This is a genomic window from Thermostichus sp. OS-CIW-32 (genome assembly GCF_054060415.1).
The window spans coordinates 49,391-72,980 of record NZ_JBSSDD010000003.1; the positions used below are offsets into that span (position 1 = coordinate 49,391).

26 protein-coding genes are annotated in these 23,590 nt (G+C 60.0%); 17 read left to right on the top strand and 9 right to left on the bottom strand.

The features are described 5' to 3' along the window. Nucleotides 1-427: 427 nt before the first annotated feature. The 11 genes from ACVWY8_RS05235 to ACVWY8_RS05285 all read left to right on the top strand — a co-directional run bounded on the left by ACVWY8_RS05235 (nt 428) and on the right by ACVWY8_RS05285 (nt 9,931). Entirely contained in the window at nt 428-808 is a 381-nt protein-coding gene (locus tag ACVWY8_RS05235) for a hypothetical protein (RefSeq protein WP_457393383.1), read from the top strand. Between the two features lie 226 nt (nt 809-1,034). Beyond that, nucleotides 1,035-1,805 (top strand): SH3 domain-containing protein, encoded by a 771-nt coding sequence (locus ACVWY8_RS05240; RefSeq protein ID WP_457393385.1) that lies wholly within the window; start codon nt 1,035-1,037, stop codon nt 1,803-1,805. Between the two features lie 299 nt (nt 1,806-2,104). Then, a complete protein-coding gene (locus tag ACVWY8_RS05245) occupies nt 2,105-2,902 on the top strand; it encodes a hypothetical protein (RefSeq protein WP_414357378.1) in 798 nt (265 codons plus the stop codon). Nucleotides 2,903-3,053: 151 nt separating this feature from the next. After that, on the top strand, nt 3,054-3,575 hold the full coding sequence (locus ACVWY8_RS05250; protein ID WP_457396883.1) for a hypothetical protein: 522 nt from the start codon (nt 3,054-3,056) through the stop codon (nt 3,573-3,575). 8 nt (nt 3,576-3,583) lie between these two features. Then, a complete protein-coding gene (gene cbiM, locus ACVWY8_RS05255; RefSeq protein WP_414424707.1) occupies nt 3,584-4,261 on the top strand; it encodes a cobalt transporter CbiM in 678 nt (225 codons plus the stop codon). After that, entirely contained in the window at nt 4,248-5,054 is an 807-nt protein-coding gene (gene cbiQ / locus ACVWY8_RS05260; protein WP_457393389.1) for a cobalt ECF transporter T component CbiQ, read from the top strand. Before cbiM ends, cbiQ begins: the two co-directional genes overlap by 14 nt. Nucleotides 5,055-5,187: 133 nt before the next feature. Next, on the top strand, nt 5,188-6,588 hold the full coding sequence (gene rimO / locus ACVWY8_RS05265; protein ID WP_457393391.1) for a 30S ribosomal protein S12 methylthiotransferase RimO: 1,401 nt from the start codon (nt 5,188-5,190) through the stop codon (nt 6,586-6,588). 50 nt (nt 6,589-6,638) lie between these two features. Further along, nucleotides 6,639-7,355 (top strand): ribose-5-phosphate isomerase RpiA, encoded by a 717-nt coding sequence (gene rpiA, locus ACVWY8_RS05270; RefSeq protein WP_457393393.1) that lies wholly within the window; start codon nt 6,639-6,641, stop codon nt 7,353-7,355. 285 nt (nt 7,356-7,640) lie between these two features. Further along, nucleotides 7,641-8,978: a UDP-N-acetylmuramoyl-tripeptide--D-alanyl-D-alanine ligase gene (locus ACVWY8_RS05275; protein WP_457393395.1), complete on the top strand. Its 1,338-nt coding sequence runs from the start codon at nt 7,641-7,643 to the stop codon at nt 8,976-8,978. 107 nt (nt 8,979-9,085) lie between these two features. Then, nucleotides 9,086-9,310 (top strand): DUF3134 family protein, encoded by a 225-nt coding sequence (locus ACVWY8_RS05280; protein WP_011433626.1) that lies wholly within the window; start codon nt 9,086-9,088, stop codon nt 9,308-9,310. Nucleotides 9,311-9,598: 288 nt separating this feature from the next. Beyond that, on the top strand, nt 9,599-9,931 hold the full coding sequence (locus tag ACVWY8_RS05285) for a fasciclin domain-containing protein (protein WP_457393397.1): 333 nt from the start codon (nt 9,599-9,601) through the stop codon (nt 9,929-9,931). Between the two features lie 124 nt (nt 9,932-10,055). Here the strand turns inward: ACVWY8_RS05285 and ACVWY8_RS05290 are convergent, their stop codons facing one another. Continuing rightward, entirely contained in the window at nt 10,056-10,298 is a 243-nt protein-coding gene (locus ACVWY8_RS05290) for a hypothetical protein (RefSeq protein WP_414357385.1), read from the bottom strand. 176 nt (nt 10,299-10,474) lie between these two features. On the opposite strand from ACVWY8_RS05290, the gene ACVWY8_RS05295 reads away from it, so the two are divergent. Together ACVWY8_RS05295 and menD are read left to right on the top strand one after the other, a co-directional pair. Continuing rightward, a complete protein-coding gene (locus ACVWY8_RS05295; RefSeq protein ID WP_414342426.1) occupies nt 10,475-11,383 on the top strand; it encodes a cyanophycinase in 909 nt (302 codons plus the stop codon). Then, nucleotides 11,380-13,200, top strand: a complete 1,821-nt coding sequence (gene menD, locus ACVWY8_RS05300) for a 2-succinyl-5-enolpyruvyl-6-hydroxy-3-cyclohexene-1-carboxylic-acid synthase (protein ID WP_457393399.1) — start codon at nt 11,380-11,382, stop codon at nt 13,198-13,200. The genes ACVWY8_RS05295 and menD overlap by 4 nt, the downstream gene beginning before the upstream one ends. Here menD and miaA read toward each other — a convergent pair. Continuing rightward, nucleotides 13,124-14,137, bottom strand: a complete 1,014-nt coding sequence (gene miaA / locus ACVWY8_RS05305) for a tRNA (adenosine(37)-N6)-dimethylallyltransferase MiaA (RefSeq protein ID WP_457393401.1) — start codon at nt 14,135-14,137, stop codon at nt 13,124-13,126. The genes menD and miaA overlap by 77 nt on opposite strands. Before the next feature lie 124 nt (nt 14,138-14,261). On the opposite strand from miaA, the gene ACVWY8_RS05310 reads away from it, so the two are divergent. Next, on the top strand, nt 14,262-15,116 hold the full coding sequence (locus ACVWY8_RS05310; protein ID WP_457393403.1) for a hypothetical protein: 855 nt from the start codon (nt 14,262-14,264) through the stop codon (nt 15,114-15,116). A gap of 87 nt (nt 15,117-15,203) precedes the next feature. Here ACVWY8_RS05310 and rpe read toward each other — a convergent pair whose 3' ends face one another. Continuing rightward, nucleotides 15,204-15,914, bottom strand: a complete 711-nt coding sequence (rpe, locus tag ACVWY8_RS05315) for a ribulose-phosphate 3-epimerase (protein WP_414408814.1) — start codon at nt 15,912-15,914, stop codon at nt 15,204-15,206. 105 nt (nt 15,915-16,019) lie between these two features. Then, entirely contained in the window at nt 16,020-16,331 is a 312-nt protein-coding gene (locus ACVWY8_RS05320) for a hypothetical protein (protein ID WP_414331818.1), read from the bottom strand. Nucleotides 16,332-16,480: 149 nt separating this feature from the next. Between ACVWY8_RS05320 and ACVWY8_RS05325 the strand changes: the two genes are divergently transcribed. Both ACVWY8_RS05325 and ACVWY8_RS05330 read left to right on the top strand, forming a co-directional pair. Next, nucleotides 16,481-16,882: a VOC family protein gene (locus ACVWY8_RS05325; RefSeq protein ID WP_457393405.1), complete on the top strand. Its 402-nt coding sequence runs from the start codon at nt 16,481-16,483 to the stop codon at nt 16,880-16,882. Nucleotides 16,883-16,884: 2 nt separating this feature from the next. Continuing rightward, nucleotides 16,885-18,471 carry an NAD(P)H-hydrate dehydratase gene (locus ACVWY8_RS05330; RefSeq protein ID WP_457393407.1) on the top strand — a complete coding sequence of 529 codons (1,587 nt, stop codon included), beginning with the start codon at nt 16,885-16,887 and terminating at the stop codon, nt 18,469-18,471. A gap of 23 nt (nt 18,472-18,494) precedes the next feature. Here ACVWY8_RS05330 and ACVWY8_RS05335 read toward each other — a convergent pair whose 3' ends face one another. The 5 genes from ACVWY8_RS05335 to ACVWY8_RS05355 form a co-directional block, all read right to left on the bottom strand. After that, complete coding sequence (locus ACVWY8_RS05335; protein WP_457393409.1) at nt 18,495-19,328, bottom strand: undecaprenyl-diphosphate phosphatase; 834 nt, start codon at nt 19,326-19,328, stop codon at nt 18,495-18,497. A 231-nt stretch (nt 19,329-19,559) separates the two neighbouring features. Further along, nucleotides 19,560-20,078, bottom strand: a complete 519-nt coding sequence (locus ACVWY8_RS05340) for a DUF2808 domain-containing protein (RefSeq protein ID WP_238376751.1) — start codon at nt 20,076-20,078, stop codon at nt 19,560-19,562. A gap of 350 nt (nt 20,079-20,428) precedes the next feature. Continuing rightward, nucleotides 20,429-20,614, bottom strand: coding sequence for a photosystem II reaction center protein PsbZ (gene psbZ / locus ACVWY8_RS05345; protein ID WP_011433643.1), 186 nt, complete (start codon nt 20,612-20,614; stop codon nt 20,429-20,431). A gap of 142 nt (nt 20,615-20,756) precedes the next feature. Next, the gene (locus ACVWY8_RS05350) at nt 20,757-21,449 is read right to left on the bottom strand and encodes a queuosine precursor transporter (protein WP_457393411.1); all 693 of its coding nucleotides are present in this window, start codon (nt 21,447-21,449) and stop codon (nt 20,757-20,759) included. Beyond that, nucleotides 21,442-22,104, bottom strand: coding sequence for a response regulator (locus tag ACVWY8_RS05355; RefSeq protein ID WP_414398547.1), 663 nt, complete (start codon nt 22,102-22,104; stop codon nt 21,442-21,444). Before ACVWY8_RS05355 ends, ACVWY8_RS05350 begins: the two co-directional genes overlap by 8 nt. 255 nt (nt 22,105-22,359) lie before the next feature. Here ACVWY8_RS05355 and ACVWY8_RS05360 point away from each other — a divergent pair, with 255 nt between their 5' ends. After that, nucleotides 22,360-23,478 carry a class I SAM-dependent methyltransferase gene (locus ACVWY8_RS05360; protein WP_414349803.1) on the top strand — a complete coding sequence of 373 codons (1,119 nt, stop codon included), beginning with the start codon at nt 22,360-22,362 and terminating at the stop codon, nt 23,476-23,478. Nucleotides 23,479-23,590 lie beyond the last annotated feature (112 nt).

Genomic DNA, 23,590 nt, shown 5'->3' on the forward strand with positions numbered 1-23,590 from the left:
GCAGGGCGTTGGGGTGTGGGGATCCCTTCGGCAGTCCATAGGCAACCATCACATAGAGGCAATAGGCCCTCAGCTCGCCAGGTGGGAGGGGAAAAAGAGCCTTATCAACAGGGCAGGCTTGACCCCAACCTCGGCTGGAAAGGGCAACAAACGCAGGTGATTCATGAGTTATTGAACACCTAAATCTTATTTCAAGTCTTTACGTGTGGGGTCGCGCGGGGAGTTTATCCTTGCCGAGGCCGCCCTCCTGTGCGTAAATCAACGGAGGCTTATCCAAGAATCTTGGGCATTATCTTACTGAGTTGCCTGAATGGCAGAGGAAATCCGTCAAGCAGATCCTTGCACCTGGAGTTAATCTGGAAGCCGTGGCGCTTCCGTTCCTGTCTCGAGGTCTGGCCTTAGTGTGGGCGGTTTATCCCGGAGGCTTATGTACACCAATCCCGATGAAGTCTTCCGCAAAGATTTCTGGTTGGCCCTCTTCACCTGGGGGATCCTGGAGCTGGCTTGTTTCGTGATTATCCCATTCACCGGAGCCTACGCATTCTCGCAAGTGGCGGCTTGGCTGTGGCCCTCTTTGGTTTTGGGGCCGGTGGGGGCGGTGGTGGTGGCTTTTTGTTCTAAAGTGGTGCTGGCTGCTAACAACATCCCGGATCCCAGGAGAAAACAAGCCCAGCGGCAAGTGGCTCAGGTGGTCAGTCTTTTTGGCTTTCTGGGCTTGGCATTGCCCCTCCTTCTGGCAGGATGGGTATTTGGCCGAGAGATTTTGACGACCGACTGGCAGAATAAGTTCACCAACACCAATAAGTAGAAGCTAATCTCCGACGCCCTTGCCCTCTGGGGTCGCGTCGCCCCGTCAGCGTTGCGATTCCTCTGCACAGGCCTAGCAAGAGCGCTGCGGAACACGATACATTGGGATGCAATCACGTCAGCGTTGCGCAGCAGTCGTGCTCTGGCTTTCGTAAATCCCCGGTTTTGACGGGGATCCCATCTTCTCTGCGGATTTTTGCCTGCAGCATTGCGGGAAGGTATTTCGGATGGCTAACTACCCGATGCGAGGCCGTTCTTCTCCTGCTTCTGGCGGTTTTCCCTTGGGCACCTTGGTGGTGGTGAGTGTCTCGGTTGGGGCTCTGGCCGCCTTGGCTTGGCAGTTGTGGCAGCTCGTCGCCCCCATGTTGGCCCCCCCTGCCCCGCCTCAATTTCCGCAGGCCGTGCGCTTGGATCCCTTGCCCCGCCCAGCCAGTTTTCCCTCTCCCCCCTCTGGCCCTGCTGCAGGCACTGTTGACCCTGAGGGATTTCCCCCCGGCAGCCGTGGGCGGGTGATCGAGCCCATTGGCCTGGCAATCCGCAGCCAACCTTCTGCCGATGGAGCCTACCAAGGGGGAATTGTGGTGGGGGAAACGGTGACGGTGTTGGAGTACAGCGCCGATGGTCGTTGGCAACGGGTGCGGCGGGAGTTGAACGGACAAGAGGGCTGGGTGCGCGCCGGCAATTTGGGCCCTGTGGATGGTGCTTCAGCTTCAACTTCTACAGCTCCCACAGTTGAACCCAACCCTGAATCAACTCCTTTGCCGACTCGACCCCCCACGGCAGCAGTGGTTTCCCCAGGTGAGCGGGGACGGGTGAGCGAGCCCATTGGCCTGGCGCTGCGGGCCACTCCAGAGCGGGAGGGAACCTACATTGGCGGTGTGCCCATGAACGAGGTGGTGACGGTGCTGGGCCTCAGCGAAGATGGCCGTTGGCAGCGCATTCGCCGTCAGAATGGGCAGGAAGGTTGGGTGCGGGCGGGGAATTTAGCGCAGGAGTAGCCCTTGCCATAGGCATAGCCCTACAGATGCCCTGGTGGGGGATTGTAACACCAGGGAAGCCTGTGTTTCGCTAGAGCAGTGCCGTTTGCGTCATCGGGACCGAGTCCTTGGCAGGGGAACTGGTGAAACACACTCCATTTCGGCTTGGTGCTTCAACAAGGGATCCCTGGGGCAAGGGGTTAGCTTTACCCTTTCTGGCCCTTGGGTTGGCCTTCTCTCTAGGCGCCTGCCGACCGGCTTCTAACGCTGGAGCGGAAAAGGTCAGGCAGGAAGCACCCCTAGCCCAAGCAAAGGCAGAGATGGGTACTCTGGAGTTTTGGGCCAACGGCGAGGACTTCATTCGGGAGGGGTTTGTCTCCAAAGACGGCTGGGAACTGAGCTTTGAGCACGTGTACGTGACGCTGGCGGACATAACCGCCTACCAAACCGATCCGCCCTTTGATCCGGAAGGAAATGCAGATTTGCTGGCACGGGCATTGGTCAGCCTCTCCGGCCCCATCACGGTTGATTTGATCACGGCTCCCCCGGCGGAGCGGGCCTTACTGGGATCCCTAGAGGCACCCCCTAGCCACTACAACGCCCTGGGGTGGCGGCTGGTGCCAGCACTGGAGGGGCCGGCAAAGGGCTATTCCCTCTGGATCGAAGGCCAAGCCCGACCGACAAAGGAAGGGGCTGGGGAGATGCCGTTTGTGCTCAAGTTCAGCCCTGAGGTGGCCTTCACCTGCGGAGAGTATGTGGGGGAGGAGCGCAAAGGCTTTGTGCGCGTCGGCCAGGTGGCAGATCTGGAGGTCACCTTCCATTTCGACCACCTGTTTGGAGATGGAAGCTTGCCCCCCAACGACAGCCTCAATCAAGCAGCTCTGGGGTTTGCCCCTTTGGTGAAGTTGGATCCTGTCTCCCTGGAGCAGCGGCTGGCCGCGTCAGCGGCGCGGAGCACTGGGGGGGGATCCGACCTTCTGGAAGTGGACTGGGGGGATCTGCAGGAGGGATCCCCTGCGGCTAAGGCCGCATTGGAGCTCCTGCACCACTTGGGCCATGTGGGGGAAGGCCACTGCCGCGCTGCCTCTGGCCCTGCCCAGACAGAGTCTTCGCCCTGAAGTCTTGGCTTTTCTAAGACCGGTCGCCTGCAGAGCGTAGAGATTGTCGTCTGTCCTCAGCTAACCAATGAACCGAGTCTGGCCAAAACTTTGGATCCCTTCCTGCCGACTGAGCCTGATTGCGGCGTCGCGTCAGCGATGCGGAGCACGGTTGAGCTTGCTGGCTTTCGGCCTGCTCCTGTCTGCTCCCGCTTGGGGCCACGGGGTGGAGGCCTCTTGGCGGGCAGTTCCCGCTTTTGAGATCCAGGCCCGCTACGATTCTGGCGAACCGATGCGTTCTGCGCAGGTAACGGTGTTTGCGCCAACGGATCCCACTACCCCTTGGCAGGAGGGACAGACGGATGCGCGGGGACGATTTCTGCTGCAGCCGGATCCCAACCTGACGGGCCTCTGGCAGGTGCGGATTCGCCAGGCGGGGCATGGGGTGTTGGTCAACGTGCCGGTGGGCGAGGAGTTCCCTCAGACAGAAGGGATCCCCAGCGCTTCCCCACCCTTTGGGCCTTTGCAGCGGGGGGTTATGGCCGCCTGTGTCATTTGGGGCTGTCTGGGCACAGCTCTGTTCTTCTCCAGGCCCCGTCAATCTGGTTACGCAGCGGTGGAGAGCCCACCGGTTTCGGGATCTCCAGGGTCAGGAATCTCAGGCTCCCAGGCTGTCTCCTCTGCTCTGGAGTAGGACTGACCATGCACATCAGCGATGGCATTTTGCCAGCACCGCTTTGGCTAGGGGGTTATGGCATCACCGCCCTGATCACCAGCTACAGCTTGCGGCTTCTCCGTCGCGCCGGCGTTGCCGAGCAATGTCCTTGGTGGGAACGGGATCCCCGCCATCAGTTGCCCAAAGCGGCTTTGCTCACGGCTGTCTTTTTTGTGGCCTCTTCGATTCACCTGCCCTTTCCCCCGGCCAGCCTGCATCTGGTGCTGAACGGGTTGATGGGTCTGATGTTGGGGGCTTTGGCCTATCCGGCGATTGTAGTGGGCTTGTTTTTTCAGGCGGTGGCCTTTGGCCATGGGGGCCTGACCACATTGGGCATCAACGCCGCCATTATGGGGATCCCGGCGCTCCTGGCCGGTGGGATTTTTCGGGCAGGCCGTCGGGTGATGGGGGCCGGAGTGTCTGCCTTCTTGGCGGGAGCGGTTGGGGTGGGTCTAGCAGTGCTGTTGTTTTACGGGGTGGTCATGGCTGCTGTGGTTGACGCTGGCAGCGGGATCCTCTCCACAGAAGCCGGTCGCCTGGCTCTTGGGAGCTTGGTGGTGGCCCACATCCCCCTGATGGTGGTGGAGGGGTTGTTCGCCAGTTGGGTGGTGCTGTTTTTGCAGCGGGTACAACCGGCGCTGCTGGGAGAGTATGGCAAGAGATGAAGCCGGCTCAGGGATCCCTTGCTGCTGGCGTCCTGACTTCTCCAAGCCCCCTTCCTGGCTCCACCGGTGGCAACCTCTGCCCAAGGTGCTGGGCCTGATGGCGCTGATGGCGGCTTTCGCCTCGGTGAGGTGCCTGGCCCTCTTGCCGCTCATCTGGGCGCTGGTGGCCGGACTGTGGAGCCTGTCGGGATTGCCTTGGAGCCTCGGGCTGAGGCGGCTGGCAGCCCCAGGGCTGTTGGTGGCAGGGTTGATGGGGATCCTACCCTTCTGGGCGGGGGAAACCATCCTGTGGCGCTGGGGATCCCTGGCTCTGCGTTGGGAGGGGCTGCAGATGGCGCTTCGCATTGGGGGGAGAGGGCTGGCCCTATTTGCCCTCACGATGCTGCTGCTGGAGACCACTCCCACGTCGGAACTGTTGGCAGCTTTGCGGGCCCTGGGGATCCCAGACCTCCTGCTGGAACTGGCCTGGCTCACCCAGCGCTATTTGCAGGAGGTGGCCGCTCAGTGGGAGCAGATGCAACGGGCAGCCCGGTTGAGGGGTTGGCGACCGCGGGGATCCCTGTGGCGTCCTGGGCCGGCTTTGAGGCAAGACCTACCCTTCCTGGCTGCTTCGGTGGGCACCCTGTTGGTGCGCAGCTACGAGCGCTCCGAGCGCACCTATCAGGCGCTGCGACTGCGGGGCTACGGACGGGCACCTCTGTTTTCGACGGCGGCTGGCGGGGATCCCTGGAGCTGGGCGGCCAGCGGCCTGGCAGTGGTGGTGTCGGTGGGCTTGGTGTGGACGCAATTTTAGGACTAGCCGCTTGGGCTTAGAAACAGAGGGCCATCTGCTGCCCCCCTGCAAAAGCGAGGGGAAATCCAACTGGGACTAGAATAGGAAAGCCCCATCGATTGTTGTCCGTTTCTGCCAGCTTCTTGGCCTCCTGATGAACCGGTTAGAAAGCACCCTGCCTACGCCCTTCCGCAGCCCCTCCCGTTTGGCGCCGGAGGCCCCGGCCGTTGCCATCTTGCACCTGGGCTGTGAGAAAAACCGGGTGGACACCGAGCACATGCTGGGCCTGCTGGCCCAAGCGGGCTACCGGGTGGATGGGGACGAAGAGAGCGCTAACTATGTGATTGTCAACACCTGTAGCTTCATCGAGGCAGCGCGACGGGAGTCGGTCAGTACCCTGATGGAGCTGGCGGTACAAGGCAAAAAGATCATCATTGCCGGCTGCCTGGCGCAGCACTTCCAGGAGGAGCTGCTGCAGGAGATCCCGGAGGCGGTGGCTATCGTGGGCACGGGCGACTATCACCAGATCGTCCAAATCATCGAGCGGGTGGAGCGGGGAGAGCGGGTCAATGCCGTTACTTCTAGCCTGGATTACATTGCCGATGAGACTGTCCCCCGCTACCGCACCACCCACGCGCCGGTGGCCTACCTGCGGGTAGCTGAGGGCTGTAACTACCGCTGCTCTTTCTGCATCATCCCCCACTTGCGGGGCGACCAACGCTCCCGCTCCATCGAGTCCATCCTCCGGGAAGCAGAACAGCTGGCCGAGGAAGGAGTGCGGGAGCTGATTTTAATTTCCCAGATCACCACCCACTACGGGATCGACCTCTACGGGGAGCCGCGCTTGGCTGAGCTTATCCGCGCCCTGGGCCAGATCCCCATTCCCTGGATCCGCATGCTCTACGCCTACCCCACCGGCATCACGCCTGCAGTGGTGGAGGCCATCCAAGAAACTCCCAATTTCTTGCCTTACCTGGATTTGCCCCTACAGCACAGCCATCCTGAGATCCTCAAGGCCATGAATCGCCCCTGGCAAGGGCAGGTCAACGACCGGGTGATCGAGCGGCTGCGCCAGGCGTTGCCCAATGCCGTGCTGCGCACCAGCTTTATCGTCGGCTTTCCTGGGGAGACGGAGGAGCACTTCCAGCATCTACTAGACTTTGTCCAGCGCCATCAGTTTGACCATGTGGGGGTGTTTACCTTTTCTCCCGAAGAGGGCACCCCTGCCTACCACCTCCCCCATCAGGTTCCAGAGGCTGTCAAACAAGAGCGCCGCGCCCGTCTAATGCAACTGCAGCAAGGCATTGCCTTCCGCCGCAACCGCGAGCAGGTGGGCCGAGTGGTACCTGTACTTTTGGAGCAGGAAAACCCCAGAACCGGCGAGTGGATTGGCCGCTCCCCTCGCTTTGCCCCCGAAGTGGACGGGGTGGTGTACGTGCGTGGGGAGGGCTCTCTGGGATCCCTGGTGCCGGTGCAGATCACCCACGCCGAGCCCTATGATCTCTTCGGTCGGGTGGTGGCAGCGCCGGAGGGTTTTAGCTGGAGCGGGCGGTAGCGGTGCAAAGCACTTTGGTAGGATCTTCATCCACGGGAGAGGAGCTGGGAATGACTACCCTTGGCGGCAGCGGGACCGAGTCTTTAGATGAGCTGAAACAGGCGGCAGCCCGGGCTGCAGTTCAAAAGGTGCAGTCGGGAATGGTGGTGGGGCTGGGCACGGGATCCACAGCCGCCTTTGCTGTCAGCGCCCTAGCAGAGCGGATGCAAAGCGAGGGTCTGCAGATCCTCGGTGTGCCCACCTCCGAGCGCACGGCTGAACAGGCCCGCTCCCTGGGGATCCCGCTGGCTACCCTAGAAGAGCAGCCGCGCCTGGATCTGGCCATCGATGGGGCCGACGAGATTGAAGTGGGATCCCTGGACCTGATCAAAGGGGCAGGAGGGGCCCTGTTGCGGGAAAAATTGGTGGAGGCCAGCGCTGCCGAGCTGATCATCGTTGCCGATGCCTCTAAAAAAGTCCCGCAGTTGGGCATTCGCTTCCCGGTGCCGGTAGAGGTGGTGCGCTTTGGCTGGAAAACCACCTTGGCGCGGGTAGAGGCTCTGGGGTGCACAGCCACCTTACGGCGGAATGCCAACGGGGATCCCTACCTGACGGATGAGCAGCACTACATCCTCGACTGCCAATTCGGCCCCATAGCGGATCCTGCCAAGATCGCCGATCAACTCAAAGGGACGGTGGGGGTTGTGGAACATGGCCTGTTCATCGGCATGGCCAAAGAGGCAATCATCGCCCTCCCGACTGGGATCGAAACGCTGCAACCCAGCTGACAACTTCCTATACCCAGTCGTGTATTGGCGTTGCCCAGGAACTGGGTTTACAGCTTTTTCCGACTTCATGGGAGTTCCGTAGCCAAGCGGGAGCCTTCCCACGCAAGAGATTGATTGACACTGGCTGTGGTAAACAACGCTGAAAAAAGCTGTACAGCTATCCCCAACTCCCCTCTCCCCCTGGGAGAGGGGCTGGGGGTGAGGGGGAGCGCTTGGGAAATGTCTCAATCGGGTCTGAAATGACCATAGACGAAGAGGCTGTAGGCGAATTGGAGTTTCTGCCCGATGCTGACCTTACGAACTGTGGCTGACCTGCTGCAAACTCCTCTGCAGGGGGATCCCCATTTGTTGGGTCTTCCCGTCCAAGCCATTTGCACCGACAGCCGCCAACTCCAGCCGGGGTCAGTCTTTGTGGCGCTGCGGGGGGAACGGTTTGATGGACACAACTTTATTCCACAAGCTTTGGCAAGGGGGGCCGTTGCCGTCATCAGCCAGCGTCCGGTGGCTGGGCCCCATTTTCAAGTCTCAGATACCCTAGCTGCCTACCAGCGCATTGCCAGAGGCTGGCGGGAGCAGTTTCCCCCCTCCGTAGTAGCCATCACGGGCTCAGCAGGCAAAACCACCACCAAGGAAATGCTGGCGGCTGCCCTATCCCGCTACGGCACAGTTCTCAAAAGTGAGGCCAACCACAACAACGACATCGGGGTTGCTCAAACCCTGCTCCAGATGCGACCGGAGCATCAGTTTGTGGTTCTGGAAATGGCCATGCGCGGCCCCGGAGAAATTCGCCGGCTGGCTCAGATGGCTCAACCCACCCACGCTCTGATCACCCATATTGGCACCGCCCACATCGGCAGACTGGGATCCCGCGCGGCCATTGCTGCTGCCAAGTGCGAGCTGCTGCAGGAGCTAGGGCAGGGGGTGGCTCTGCTGAATGGAGAAGATCCCTTGCTGTTGTCTACCGCCGCCAGCCTGTGGTCGGGACAAACCCTTACCTATGGTCTGGATCGGGGGGACTTACGGGGAGAATGGGATCCCCAAGCCCAAACGGTAACCGTGGAGGGCCTAACGCTGCCGGTGCCTCTGCCGGGAAGGCATCATGCCCTCAACTGGATGGGGGTGCTGGCTGCTTTGCGCAGCTTGGGGCTGGATTGGGAGCGGCTCCGAGAACCCATCGCCTTGCCTACCCCTCTGGAGGGGCGCAACCGCCATCTCAAGCTGGCAGGAGATGTGGAAATCTGGGACGAAACCTACAACGCCTCGCCGGAAGCGATGATCGCGGCTCTACACCTGCTGGCCCAAACCCCGGGAAAACGGCGCTGGGCCATTCTCGGCCCGATGCGGGAGTTGGGAGAGCATGCGCCTCAGCTCTATGCAGAGGTGGGTCGGGCGGCTGCCCCTCTGGGGCTGGATCGGATCTTGCTCTTGGATCCCGAAGGAGAAATGCAACCGCTGCTCGACCAAAAACCGGCAGCCCAGACAGAACGCTGCGAGGAGGTATCCGAACTGCTGGAAATCTTGCTCCATCACGTGCAAGCCGGGGATCGGCTGCTGTTCAAGGCAGCGCGAGCTGTTGAGCTGGATCGGGTGCTGCGCCGCTTTTTGCAGGAGTGGCAGGCATAGGCTAAACTGAGGGATATATCGATGGAAAGCCCGCGTCCCTCGGTTGAGAGGAGATCAATCCAAGCCGAGTTCATTCCTCGTCGATAACTGCCCTTTTTCCGTACGGCATGTACTACCACAATCCCTCTCTGCGCGAAGAGCCCCGCGATCAGCCGCCAACGGTGGTGCCCTCTCCTAGCAGCCTCTCCATTCTTGACTGGTTGCGCAAAGAGGGCCGGTTGATCGAGCAGCCCATTGAGGTCCCTGAGATGATTTTGGAAGAAGACATCGACGATATCGACGATTTGATCGGGGACGACTACGACGAAGACTTCGAGCCGGAAGAAGAGTAAGCACAACTGCCAGGATTATTACGAGCTCGTTAACTCATTTATCCCTTTGCTCGGCACCGTGAGGGTGTTATTTTTTGTGCTGCCGCTGGATAGACAGCTCGAGCAAACAAAACAGTACAGTCGTTTCAGGTTAGAGTGAGACGCCTGAGCTACCAAGAAAAGTCTTCCAGCCCCGCGCATTCAACGCTTCAGGTGTGGGTGCAGCGTTTTAGTTTGAATCAGAATGACTATAGATGCAGACAAACGTAACTGATCCCTCAGCCTCAAGGGATCCTTTTTCAGCCTGTTTTGGATTGCTCACCACCACCCTGCGATGATTGTTGCAAATCTAACCTTAGTGGAAGATACCCCAGCAGCCTTTGTAAGAAAGCATCTTGGGGCAGTAGAAACATCTTTTTCGGGGACTTTTTTCGATTTCTCACTTACCATGCAGTGCCCGGCAAAGTTCTCTCCACCTCTTTGGAAGCTGGGGAAGTGGTTACGGTCGAGGGATCCCCTGTGGAAATCTCTTTGGCTGATGGTGTCAAGGTCAACGATGCCAATGTGGTAACAGCCGACATTGAAGCTTCCAACGGTGTCATCCACGTCATCGACAAGGTGATCTTGCCTCCACAAGGGTGACCTACCAACGCCATGGATTCTAGGCCCTTCAGGGTCTAGCCCTCTGGCAGCCCCTGCTCTGGTGGCGGGGGTTTTGTATTGGGATCCCCAGCTATTCCGTTCTTTGGGCAAGGGATCCCCAATTTCATAGGTCGATGCCAACGCTGGAAGCGTAGATTGCCTCCACCGATACAGCGGACACCCGTTGAGGACGCACGATCATGTACTCATTGTCCATTTGCTTGGGCAAGGTGATGAACTCTTCGCCGCCCACCATGAGGTTGTTGATCAACTCCGTGTATTCTCTGGCTTCTTTGACCCGTACCTGCATGGTTTGTCCACCTTCAAGCATGATGTGGACAAGATATCCGTCGGGTTTTCTGGCCATGGATGCTCCTGCTGGGTGAACCGAAGGGTGTTCTCACGAACATTATTCCCCCTTTCGAGACCCCTAACCAACCCCTGACTCTTCCGTGAAATCTAGAATTGAGCTGCGCCAAACCGAATCCCAAGCCGTAGCATAGTGAAAGTGAAATGTGCCCATTTTAATCTTCCTCGCGCTCCATGCCCCATTTGCCTGATGTTTCTGCCGCCCACCGTGAGCTGGAGTGGAATGGAGTTCCTTCCACGCCGACAAACGACGCCCAACCCCTAAGTCGCCCTACTGTGAAGGATCCCATCACCGCCCGTTCCGACATCATCGCCGTCGGGGGAGCAGAGGACAAGGAAAATGAGCGCCACATCCTTTGGGAATTCTTCCGCCGAGCGGGGGGAAAGTCTGCCCACATCACCATCGTGCCCGCGGCTTCTGGGATCCCGGCGGTGCTGGGGGAGATCTACGCCAACATTTTTCAGCAGATGGGGGCGGCCAGCCTCCAAGTTCTAGATATCCGCAGCCCGATGGAGGCGAGGGATCCCGATAACGTTGAGAAAATCCGCTTCTCCACCGGCATCTACTTTACGGGTGGGGATCAGGAGCGGCTGGCGGAGGTGCTGGCCCACAGCGAGCTGATGGAGGCCATTCGACAGCAGTGGCAGCGGGGGCAGACGGTAATTGCCGGAACCAGCGCCGGAGCTTCTGCGTTGGGGCAGCAGATGATCTCCCGCGGCTACAGCGGAGAACCGCCCACGCCGGCAATTGTAACGGTGAAGACGGGCTTGGGCCTTTTGCCTCGCGTCATCATCGATCAACATTTCCATCAGCGCAATCGCCTGGTGCGGCTGGTCACGGCGGTGGCCCACTACCCCCAATGTCTGGGCATCGGCATTGACGAGAATACGGCGGTGGTGATCCAGGCCGACGATGTGATGGAGGTGATCGGCTTGGGGACGGTGACGATTGTGGACGGGACGCAACTGTACTCGACCGTTCAGGAGGCGGCGGCGGATGAGTATTTTCGGCTGCACAATGCCCGCATTCACTTTTTGCCGCCGGGATCCCGATTCGATCTCAACACCTTGTCTCCGCTGTGACCGGTGAAAACTTTGTCCTGCCGAGGCGGCTGGACTGGCGCAACCTCAACACCCTCTGGGGATCCCTATTGGCCGAAACCTTGAGTCGGCTGGGTTGCCGTTTAGCGGTGGTGTCTCCGGGATCCCGCTCAGCCCCCCTGACCTACGCCCTGGCCCAGCACCCCGACATCGAGGCGATCCCGGTGCTGGATGAGCGGTCGGCAGCCTTTTTTGCGCTGGGATTGGCCCAGCAAACCCGGCGGCCCATTCCCCTGGTGTGTACTTCCGGCAGTGCTGCCGCCCACTTTTTCCCGGCTCTCCTTGAGGCAGCCGAAAGTGGCTTTCCCCTGTTGATCCTGACGGCGGATCGGCCTCCAGAGCTGCGCCACTGTCGCGCCGGCCAAGCAATTGACCAAGTGAAGCTCTACGGCCATTACCCCAACTGGCAGGCGGAATTGGCCGTGCCCAGCGCGGCTCCAGAAGCCCTGGCCTACCTGCGCCAAACCCTAGTGCACGCCTGGGAGCGCACCCTTTACCCTTTTCCCGGCCCGGTGCATTTAAATGTGCCTTTCCGGGATCCCTTGGCTCCCATTGCCGATGGCAGCACTGCGCCGCTGCTCCATCTACAGGAAGATCCGGAGTTCGAGAAGACCTTTTTTCGTGGGGTTGCTCCTCCATGCACCGGCTCTTCCTTGCAGGCGGTGCGGAGCCCTCTGCAGACGGAGACAGCTTCTTTTTGGCAGGAGTGGCGCAGCTGTGAGCGGGGGGTGATCTTGGCGGGGCCGGCTCAACCGCTGGATCCCCAGCGCTATGTGGAGGCAGTGGCCCGTTTGGCGACGGCTTTGGGCTGGCCGGTGCTGGCGGAGGGGCTTTCTCCCCTGCGGAACTACGCTTCCCTCAACCCCTATCTCATCACCACCTACGATCTCATCCTGCAGCGGGATCGGCCCCAGCTTTGGCCAGAGCAAGTCATCCAACTGGGATCCCTGCCCACCAGCAAAGCGCTGCGGCAAACCCTGGCCAAGGTTGCTCCCCGCGTTTGGCGGTTGGATCCCCGCCCTGAGAATGGGGATCCCCTGCACAACCCCACCACCCACTTGCCTTTCGCCGTAGAGGAGTGGGTCGCCGGGATCCCAGAAGCACCGGCCAAGCAAACAACTTTTCTGCAGGGCTGGCTGACAGCCGAAGCGCAAATCCGGACCGCCTTAGACCAGGCTATGGCTGACCTGCCGGAGTGGTTTGAGGGTAGGATAGCCTGGTGGCTGGCCCGCCACCTGCCGCCAGAGACGCCGCTATTCATTGCCAACAGCACGCCGGTGCGGGATGTGGAGTGGTTTTGGCCCCCCAACGACCGCCGCATCCGGCCCTACTTCAACCGCGGCACCAACGGCATCGATGGCCTTCTCTCTACCGCCTTCGGGGTGGCCCACCGGCAGCGCCCGACGGTGTTGCTAACCGGGGATCTGGCCTTTTTGCACGACTGCGGCGGCCTGCGGCTTGGCCCTCACCTGCAGGGATCCCTGACCATTCTCCTCATCAACAACCAGGGGGGTGGGATTTTTGAGCTGCTGCCCATCGCTGAGGTGGGCCGTCAAGGGCCAGATCCGCCCTTTGAGCCCTACTTTGCTACTCCCCAGTCGGTGGATCTTGCCCTCCTCTGCCAAGCCCACGGCATTCCCCACCGGCGGGTGGAAAGCTGGCAGGAGCTGGCCCAAGCTTTGGATCCCTTGCCTGCCCAAGGGGTGCGGGTGTTGGAGATCCTTACGGATCGAAAAGCCGATGCTCAGCGGCGGCGGGACTGGTTTCAACAGTGGTCGGAGCTGCCATCCAAGCCTTGACCTGCTTCCAGATCTGCTCCGGCAAATCCTCAGCTTCGCAGTCCAGCCACTGGATCCCTGGCACGGCCCGGAACCAGGTCATCTGCCGCTTGGCAAATTGGCGGGTGCGCCGCACAATCAGGGGCTGCAGTTCGGCTTCCGGGATCCGCCCCTCCAGGTAAGCGCCGATCTCCGCATAGCCCAAGGTCTGCAAGAGGGGTAAGTCTGGCCCGTAGCGCTCCCGCAGGGTTTTCACCTCCTCGATCCACCCCCGCTCCATCATCTCTGCCGTGCGCCGGGCAATGCGTTGTTCCAAACGGGGCATTGGGCAGCGCAGCCCCAGGATCAAGATGGGGTAATGGGGGGGATGGGCCTGCCGTAGGCTGGAAGCCGGCTTCCCGGTGGTGTAAACGATCTCCAAAGCACGCAGCGTGCGCACTGCGTCATGGGGATGAATGTGCTGGGCGGCAACGGGATCCAACTGCTGCAGCCAGGCGTAGCGGATCTCAGGGGGCCAAGTTTCCAGTTGTCTTCTCAGTTGGGGCTGCGGGGGTACAGCAGGGATCCCCAGGCCGGAGGTTACCGACTGGATGTAGAGACCGGTGCCCCCCACCAAGATGGGAGTCTGTCCCTGCCGATGGGCCTCGGCGATGCGGGCTTGGGCCGCCTGCTGAAACTCGGCCACCGTGTAGGTGTGGCAGGGATCAACAATGTCGATCAACTCGTGGGGCCAAAGGGCCTGCTCAGCAGGGGTGGGCTTGGCCGTGCCGATGTCGAACTCGCGGTAGACCTGGCGAGAGTCCGCATTCAACAACGGGGATCCCAGCCGTTGGGCCAAAAGCAGCGCCTGTCGAGATTTCCCGGTGGCCGTGGGGCCGGCAATGACGATCACTCCCGGCCATCCTGGCCGGTCGGAAGCTGCTGCAGCGGGAATGCCATTCTCGAGGGTAATGCGCATTCGCTACCCAAACCATCGGCAGGGCAGACTGGCAAGCAACTTTCCTCAGAGACCAGATTAAGATTCTCGAAGAACCTTGTCTCTTTGGGTTAGGATCGGTTACTTACTACCCTGCTTTTTTGCTGTGCTGATCTCATCCTACATTCCTGCTTCGACGGTTTTGAGGGGCAATGGGCCACAGCCGCAGCCAGTGGCGCAGTTTTTACCTCTCCGGCTAGAGCTGTTCGCAAGGCGCGGCCTCAGCCAGATTGGACGGGCAATTGGAACAGGGTTGCTGATGGCTATGCTCATAGGTGTCCCTTGCTCGGCGCGGGGGGAGACCTTGGTGCTCAAGCAGGGAGAAGTGCGCACTCTGCCCCTGCTGCAAACCCGGGCTCGGCTGCCCTTGCAAATGGAAATGCTCTATCTGGGCATGGTCGAGGAGCGCTTCTTGAGCTACGCCCGGGTCAACAACTGGGAGACCCTTTCTAGCGAGCGGGAGGATCCCCGTTGGAGCCGCTGGCAACTGCGTCCTGGGGGTGAAGCCCTTTACCTGCCCGATTCCCCTTCATCTCAGAACTCCTTGGAGCCCCCCATCTATGCCCGTGGGTTTTATGTGCAAGCCTATTTTGTCGGCGGGCGCCTGGCGGGAATGCACCTGATTCGCAACCCTGAAGAGCCGGGCTTCAACTTGAAGACCCTGCAAAGGCTTATCCGCGCCTGGTTTCCCGATAATCGCCTGATGTTGCATTACCAAATACTGCCAGAGGATCCCGAGCAGCAGGTGCTGGGCGCCTATTTGGGCACCATTCCTCCTCCCTACCTTGCCGATATTCGGCGCAACCGCGTGCCTTTTTGTCAGACTTTTTTCAGCCCCACTTTGCCCCAGCCGATCATCCCCCCCTCCGTCGATGGGCCTCCCCATTGCCTGGGCACAACTGCCGTCAACAGCGGGACGGGGCCTTACGCTGCCCAGAAAGGGGCTGCTGCTTTGCGCTAAAGGCACGTGAGGAGTTGGCTCAGCGCAGCGCTGGGGTCAAGCCGGATTTCAGCAAGGGAGCAGTTTCCTTCAAAATGAACTGTCACCTTAAACTGTCACCAGCTCGGGACGGCGGCTGTTGCGAATGCTGCGAATGGCTTCTGCATAGTCTTTGGCCTTGAACACTGCCGAACCGGCCACAATGGCATTGGCTCCTGCCTCGATCACCTGCCAAGCGTTGCTTCCCTTCAAGCCACCATCCACCTCGATCCAGGGATCCAGGCCCCGCTCATCGCACATGGCCCGCAACTGGCGAATTTTGGGCACCACTGCCGGAATGAAGCTTTGCCCGCCAAATCCGGGGTTGACACTCATGATCAACACCAGATCCACCAGATCCAGCACGTATTGGATCAGCTCCAAAGGGCTGGCCGGATTGAGCACCACGCCCGCTTGCTTGCCCAGATCCTTGATTTGGCTGAGGGTGCGGTGCAGGTGAATGGTGGAGCTGGACTCTGCGTGCACGGAAATAATGTCGGCCCCTGCCTTGGCAAAATCCGCCACATAGTTCTCCGGCTCTACAATCATCAGGTGGACGTCCAGGGGCTTGGCCGTCACCGGGCGCAGGGCTTCCACCACCAACGGGCCGATGGTGATGTTGGGCACAAAGCGGCCATCCATCACATCCACATGGATCCAGTCGGCCCCCGCCTCATCCACTGCCCGTACTTCCTCCCCCAACCGGCTGAAATCGGCTGAAAGGATGGAAGGGGCGATGACAATCGGCTTTTGCCCAGAGGTCGCTGACGGCTGCACCATGGTGAGTCCTGGGGATTGAAAACAGAGAAACGGAGAAACCTGCTCCTCTATGGTACGGGGTTTGATCCCCTTTGCAAAGCGTCATATCCCCTCTCAGCTTGGCACTCAAGGCTCCAGGGGGGACGTGGACTCTGGCGACAGGATCCCGTTCGCGTTGGCGGAACGGAGTCCTTTCAAGCTCGCATCGCCGGGCCACAGACCCTGCAAGACTTGGGCAACACGGTGCCAGGGATCCAGCCGTTCCGCTCGCGGAAGCAGGACGGAGTCCTGGCTGCTTTGAGGCTCTGGAGAAGACTGCTCAGAGGGGGCGGGATCCCTTTCCTCCAGCCTCAGGGAAAGCTGCTGCAACTGCATGTAGATGCTGTTCACGGCCAGCATGGCCAAGACCGTGCCAAAAAACTTGGTGCGGGATCCCATAGGTCAACCCCTGTGCGAAAACAAAGATACGGTTGTCGCGGGTGCGCTAGCTCCACCTTAGCTTACGGGTTTGGCTTGCCGTTCGGAGAAAATATTGATGTTCGCGTCGGCCTTGCAAAGCCCCACGGTCAAGATTTCCCAACAAGACAATGACTGCCCCCCAAAAGCCAACCTATCATCACCTGCACACCGCCCTTTGGGTGAGCGATCTGGCCAGAGCCGAACATTTTTACGGAACGGTGCTTGGGATCCCCAAGGCGGAACGCTTTGCGTTTAACTTTCCCGGCGCTTGGTATCAAGTGGGTTCCTCCCAAATTCATTTAATCGTGGCCGAGGAGCCGATGGATCCACGGCAGCGAAGCGGAACGGGATCCTCAAAGTGGGGGCGTAATCCCCATGTGGCGCTGGGGGTAGATGACTTGGAAGCGGTGAAGGCTCGCCTGCGGCAGGAAGGGTATGAGGTGCAACCGAGCGCTTCCGGGCGAGCGGCAGTGTTCGTCCGGGATCCGGATGGGAATGTGATAGAGCTAAGCTCGATTAGCGCAACTTAGCCATGAGCCATCTCCCCTCAGCAATGCCGCCGGTTGCAACAGCGTTGCGTAGCGATATGGGTTCTCGTTGCCAGTTCGATCCGGCCATCAGCCTGGTCAGTTCCGCACAGATGCAGCGCATTGAGGAGCAGATCTTCTCTGCCGGCATGCCCGTTGCCGCTCTGATGGAGAAGGTGGGGCTGGCCGTTGTTGCTCAGTTGCAGAAGGATTTTCCGCAAGCCCAGCGCATTGGGATCCTCTGTGGGACAGGGCACAACGGTGGCGATGGGTTGGTGGTTGGGCGGGAGCTATGGCTGGCCCAAAAGTCGGTGAAGGTGTGGTTGGGCAAGCCAGAACTCAAGCCCCTAACGGCAGACCACGCCCGCTATCTCAAGGCGCTGGGGGCGGAGTTTGTGGGGCAGCTTGAGGAGCTGGCCGATTGCGATTTGCTCATCGATGCCCTGTTTGGGATCGGTTTGAACCGACCCTTGGGGGAGCCTTGGGCGGGGGCGGTGGGGTGGGCCAATGGCAGTGGGATCCCCATCCTTAGCCTGGATTTGCCGTCTGGCCTCAACGACCAAACCGGGGAAGTCTGGGGCTGCTGCATTCGCGCCAGCCATACCTATACCCTTGGCCTTTGGAAACGGGGGCTGTGGCAGGAAGCAGCTCTGCCTTGGGTAGGACGGTTACATCGCGTTGATTTTGGGATCCCCGCTTGGGCCTACCCAGAGGTGGAGGTTCCCCGGTTGTTGCTGCGGCCTTGGCAGCACTTTCCCGCGGATCCCCCTTTGGATACCCACAAATACCGCCAGGGATCCCTGCTAGGGGTGGCAGGCTCGGCGGCCTATGCCGGGGCGGCCCTGTTGGCGGGGCTGGGATCCCGCGCCAGTGGGGTGGGTATGGTGACGATGGCGGTGCCGGCGGAGTTGAAAGGAGTGATCCACAGCGCCCTGCCGGAAGTCTTGGTCTATGCCTGGGAGGGGATCCCCGCTTTGCCCCAGGTGGCCGAGAAACCCTTTCAGGCGGTGGCCGTGGGGCCGGGCTTGGGAGAAACCCGCTTACCGCTGCTGGAACTCCTGCTGCGGGATTGGGCCGGGATCCCCTGGGTTATCGATGCCGATGGCCTCAATGCTCTGGCGGAGATGGGGGTAGAGCGCCTGCCAGAAAACGGGATCCAGGCCATCCTCACCCCCCACCTGGGGGAATTTCGGCGGCTTTTTCCGGGGATCCCGCTTGGGGATCGCATCGAGGCAGCCCAAAGGGCGGCAGCCCAGAGTGGAGCAGTGGTGGTTTTGAAAGGGGCGCGGACGGTGATCGCCTCTCCCACTGGGGAATGCTGGGTGAACCCGGAGAGCACACCGGCTTTGGCCCGCGGTGGCAGCGGCGATGTCTTGACTGGCCTGATTGGTGGCCTGGTGGCCCGCCGAACGGCCCAAGTGGGTCGGCCCTTGGAGATTGCTGAGCTGCTCAGTTGCGCCTGTGCCGGGGTGTGGTGGCATGCCCAAGCGGCTATCCAGCTGGCGCGGGAACGCGGTCTAACAGGGGTGGATCCGGCCCACCTGGCGGAGCACCTGCCCAAGGCGCTGCAGAGCCTGCGGGAGCAAGGGTGAAGGAAGGAGCTGCAAAACCCAGCCTAGGGTTTCAGGAACCCCAGGGCCAACCCCAAGAAAATGAACAGGCCAAAGCCAATCCGATAGACGATGAACAGCCAGGTGCTGCTGCGCTGCAAAAACTGAATCAGCCAATCGATAGAGAGATAGGAAAAGACAAAAGCAGAAAGAGTGCCCAACCCCTGCGACAGCAGCGCCTCTGCCCTGAACTCAGAGATCAACTCTTCTACCCCCGCCAAAAAGAGCGCCGGGATCCCCAGCAAGAAGGAGTAACGGGCGGCAGCCGGGCGTTGCAAATTGAGCAACAGCCCCGCCGTCAGCGTCGAGCCGGAGCGCGACACCCCAGGGATCAGGGACAAAGCTTGGGCCAGCCCCACCCAGATCCCATCCCCAATGCCCAAGCTGTGAAGGTCTCGTTGGCGTTTGCCCGTTTGCTCTGCCCAGCCCAACAACAAAGCCAAGCCAATGGCTGCGGTGGCGATCACCCACAACTGGCGGGGCGGGGATCCCCAAATGGCCTTGATGGCCCAGCCGGCAACCACAATTGGCACTGTTCCCACCAGGATCCCTACCAGCAGCCGCCAAGGCTCCTGCTGGAAATCTCGTTCTCGCCAGGCTTTCCAGGAGCCCAGGAGCAACTGGCGCAGGTCAGAGGCAAAGTAGATCAGCACCGCCCCCAAACTGCCCAACTGGATCACCGCCGTAAACGAAGCTCCCGCATCCGGCCACCCCACCAAAGCCGGAAACACCCGCAGATGGGCCGTGCTGCTAATGGGCAGAAATTCGGTGATCCCTTGCACCATGCCCAAAATTAGAGCCTGCCACCAATCGGGATACCAAGTGTCAGCAAGCAACAAGGTAAACACTCCCCCACCCAAACTTGCCGGATTTGCACAATCCCCATTCTTAGAAAAACTCAGAACTCCGGCTTTTTCCAGCAGCCCATACCACGGCGAACAAACACTTGCAGAGGGATCCCACCCCAACTGGCCGGGAACTTGGGTGTCGCTGTCCCAGACCCGCAAAAGGGCTGTGCCTATAGGATCGCCGCAAAGATCAACAGTAGGTCAGATCATCGGGTCAATAGATCAGAAGCCAATCCGCTCTGGGTCTTCAATGGTAATCAGCCAGTTGCCCACATTCCGGAAGAGGGGGTTGGGTTCCGTACCCCGTACCCGCGCCTCCACACGGTAGATACCGGCAGATGAAGGGTTGCGCACGTTGGAGAGCACCAGACGGATCTCCTGACCGGCAGCAATGGGTTGACGGGCCACCACCTCTAGAGAGCGAAACTCCTCGTTCCAGTACACTTGATCCAGCTCTACAGGCCGGCCTTCTACCTCCAGGCGGACACTTTCCGGATCGATGCGGCCATCGAAATTCCTGTCCCCGTTGATCTGCACTTCTGCCACCGCCACATTCTGGGGGGGGATCGTCAGGCGGTAGCGATCCAAACGACTGCGAACCCCGCCAAAATCGAGCCGATAGCTGAGGACAGGTACCCCTTCACTGCCGGTGATCACCAAACCCGACTGCGCCTCTGCAGAATGGGGCATCACCAGGGATCCCAGGCTCCCCATCACCAGAACCGCCAAGGCCAGCCTCATGCCTCGCCGGGCAAGGCCAAGTTCCTGCGAACATTTCCCTGCTCTCATCACTGCTCTCAACACCCAAACCTCCGCTGGTTGAAACACCTCAGCACCTTCAAAGCTCACTAGCGCGGCCTGTAGACAGCCTGACCGATGGCAAGCAAGGCCGACGCCTCGCCGTCCATTGTAGGGGATGGGATCCCCTCTACCGAGAGAGCTTAAGGCTTATCGAGGTGCGGAAGTGCGTAGTTCGTCCAGGATCCCAGACAAAAACTTTGGGCCGCCACACCCACGGTGCAGCTCCCACGCAACGCTGATTGCGACCACAAGGTGACCTTCGGTGGATTGGCCCTCGCCCTTCTACGGCTTCACTTGAGGAAACTCAGCACCCCCACCCCAATCACCATCAGCACCCAGAGCAGGGATCCCACCAAAATCACATTCTTGGCCCGGCTCCAGTCGCTGGCTGAGCTGTAGAGCACCGGCACCGCCACCACCAACAGCAAGCTGTAAAGCACCAACACCAACAAAGCAATTTGGAAAACGAGCATCATCTTGCGGATCCCTCACAAAAGTCTTGTCTTGGATAAAAGCTCCCGGTAACACCGGACGGCAGCAGGATAGAAAGGATAACGCTCTGACTATACCAAAATGGGATCCCTCCCAAGGCCAGATCCGTTGAGGCGGCTGATGGATTCATCTAGACACAGGCTGGAGGCGGAAGGGGTTAAAGTCGGTTGCCACATCGAAGTAGTCTTCTTGTTCTTGCTGCTTTAGCCAGCCGGTAATGGCATAGGTCAGGGGCGTGAACGCCGCCTCAACGGCACACTTGAACACATAGTTGGAGAGTATTAAGCTGCCCAGGCCAGGGAACACCCCCCAGAAGGCCAAGGTGACAAACAGTCCAGTATCCACCGCTTGGCCCACCAGGGTAGAGCCAATGGTGCGCGTCCACAGCCACCGTCCCCGCGTCCACACCTTCATCCGGGCCAGTACGTAGGCGTTGGCAAAGCTGCCTCCCCAATAGGCGATTAAGCTGGCCAGCACAAGGCGGGGCGTCAGGCCCAGAATCTGGTCGTAGGCTTCTTGATAGGGCCAGTCGGGGGCGGCCGGCAGGGATCCCACGATCATGAACGTTACCGACATGAGGGCCGCCGAGATAAATCCCAGCCAGATCACCCGTCGCGAGCGGGCATAGCCATAGACTTCGGTGAGGATGTCGCCGAAAATGTAGCTGAGGGGGAAAAGAATGGTGCCGCCATCGAAGGTAAAGGGCCCCAGAAGAACGATCTTGGTCGAGGCAATGTTGGAGATGAGCAGCACCGCCACGAACAGGGCCGTCACCGCATCCAGGTGTCGGTAGGCGCGCTCAAAGCTTTGCTCAGCCATCAAGACCCCCCAATAGTTTACGGATATGCCGCAGCTCTTTGACGATTAGGGCTAAGCCCTGGCTGTGCCGTTCCACTTCGCTGGTGAGCTTACGGATTTGCTCTTCTAGGTTAGCGCTGTGAGACTCCTGACGATCTAGGCGCTGGTTGAGGTTGGCAAGCCGCGTCACTACTTCCCGCTGGATCAGGTTTTCCGTACCTTGAATCAGCAGCGTCTCGATGGCGGTGAGCCGGTTCAGAATCAGTTGGGTGTTGGTTTCGGATCCCGGCTCCGCTGCCGCCGCAGGAGTCACCTGCAGGGCCTTTTGGATTTGAGCCAGAAGAGTCTCCGCTTCAAACGGCTTTTCGATAAAATCGAAGTCGACAAAAGGCTCAGGGATGCGGGCTGTCACTTGTTCCTTCATCCCCGACATCATGATAACGGGGGTATTTTTCAGACTGTCTTCGCGGCGGATGGCCTGCAAGGTGTCGTAGCCATCCATCTTGGGCATGACAAAATCCAGCAGGATCAGGTCGGGGTGATGTTTTTTGGCCGCTTCCAGCCCTGTCAACCCGTCTTTGGCCTCCACCACTTGGAACTGATCGGCCAAGATGCTGGCCACCATCTTGCGAATCATGATGCTATCGTCAATGACCAACACCGTCTTGGTTGTCATGCTGAGGCGCTCCCTCTTCCCATTATCAAATCGACCTGATCAGCCCCTTCCTCCAGCTCATAGGGCAATCGGGGACATCCTTTTGAGGACACCACTAGAGTACTCCCCTGCTTGGCCAGATGGGGTGTGCTCAGGGATCCAATTCCGCCAGGTTTTCCCCGCGCCCAGCGGCTGCCGGCCCGGCGTGGCCGCCTTGCTATAATTAAGTGTAAACAAACGTTAAGCCTTCATTCTTCATTCGCACCTTGCAGGGTTATGAGCCTACAACTAAGTCCTGAGCTGTCGCTGCCGATCCCATCTCCAGTCGGAGAAGCTGCCTACCGTGCTTTTCAGTGGGGCAAAAACATCTTCGGCTTTGCCCACAAAGCGCTCTCCACCCAAGCTTCAGATCTGATGCTCTCGGTGCTCAGGGATCTGCAAAGCTTCTCCTCCGGGAGGACCCCGCCGCCGCGGGCCAAGGTGCGGGTGAGCGCTGACACGCTACAGGTGTTGCGGGCCCGTTACGAACAACTCCTGCAAGCGGACTGGCAAGATGCTGAGGCAGGGTACTACCCTCACGCGCTCCTGTTCGACAACCCCTGGCTGGACTTTGCCCGCTATTACCCACAGGTGTGGTTGGATTTGCCGCAAATTACTCGGCGGGTTCACAGCAAGCGTTACCAAGAGTTTTCTCAAGACATCTCCACCGAGGGCTATCCGAAATACTACCTGCAAAATTTCCATTACCAAACCAACGGCTACCTGAGCGACAGCTCGGCTGAGCTTTATGACCTGCAGGTGGAGCTGCTGTTTGGGGGCACAGCGGACGCGATGCGCCGTCGGGTGATTCGCCTGCTCAAAGATGCCTTGGATCCCACCTTGGTCAGCCCCCACATCCTCGATGTAGCTTGTGGCACGGGGCGGATGCTGCGCCTACTGCGGGGATCCCTGCCCAAAGCGGCTTTGTACGGTCTGGATCTTTCCCCCGCCTATCTGCGCAAGGCCAACCGACTGTTGCAGGAGCTGCCGGGGGAGCTGCCCCAGCTTATCCGCGCCAACGCCGAGGCCATGCCCTATGCCGATGCCACCTTTGACGCCGTCATCAGCGTTTTTCTCTTTCATGAGCTGCCTGGCCCGGCCAGACAAAATGTCATCAACGAGATGAGTCGGGTGGTGAAGCCAGGGGGCGTGGTGGTCATCTGCGACTCGGTGCAACTGCTGGATTCGCCAGAGCTGAAGGAGACGATGGAAGCCTTTATGCAAACCTTCCACGAACCCTACTACCGCGACTACATCCACGACGATCTGGGGGTGCGCCTGCAACAGGCAGGCTGTGCGGTGTTGCGCCGAGAAACTCACTATGTCAGCACCTACACCCTAGCCCGTAAAGGTTGAGCGCCCCTTCCACAAGCATAAGAGGAAGAGTAAATCGGCGGTCACTTGTCCAGAGGGTGTATAGTAGTTTTAGACACGAAACCTTGGATGAGAAGACGGGCCACTGACTGGA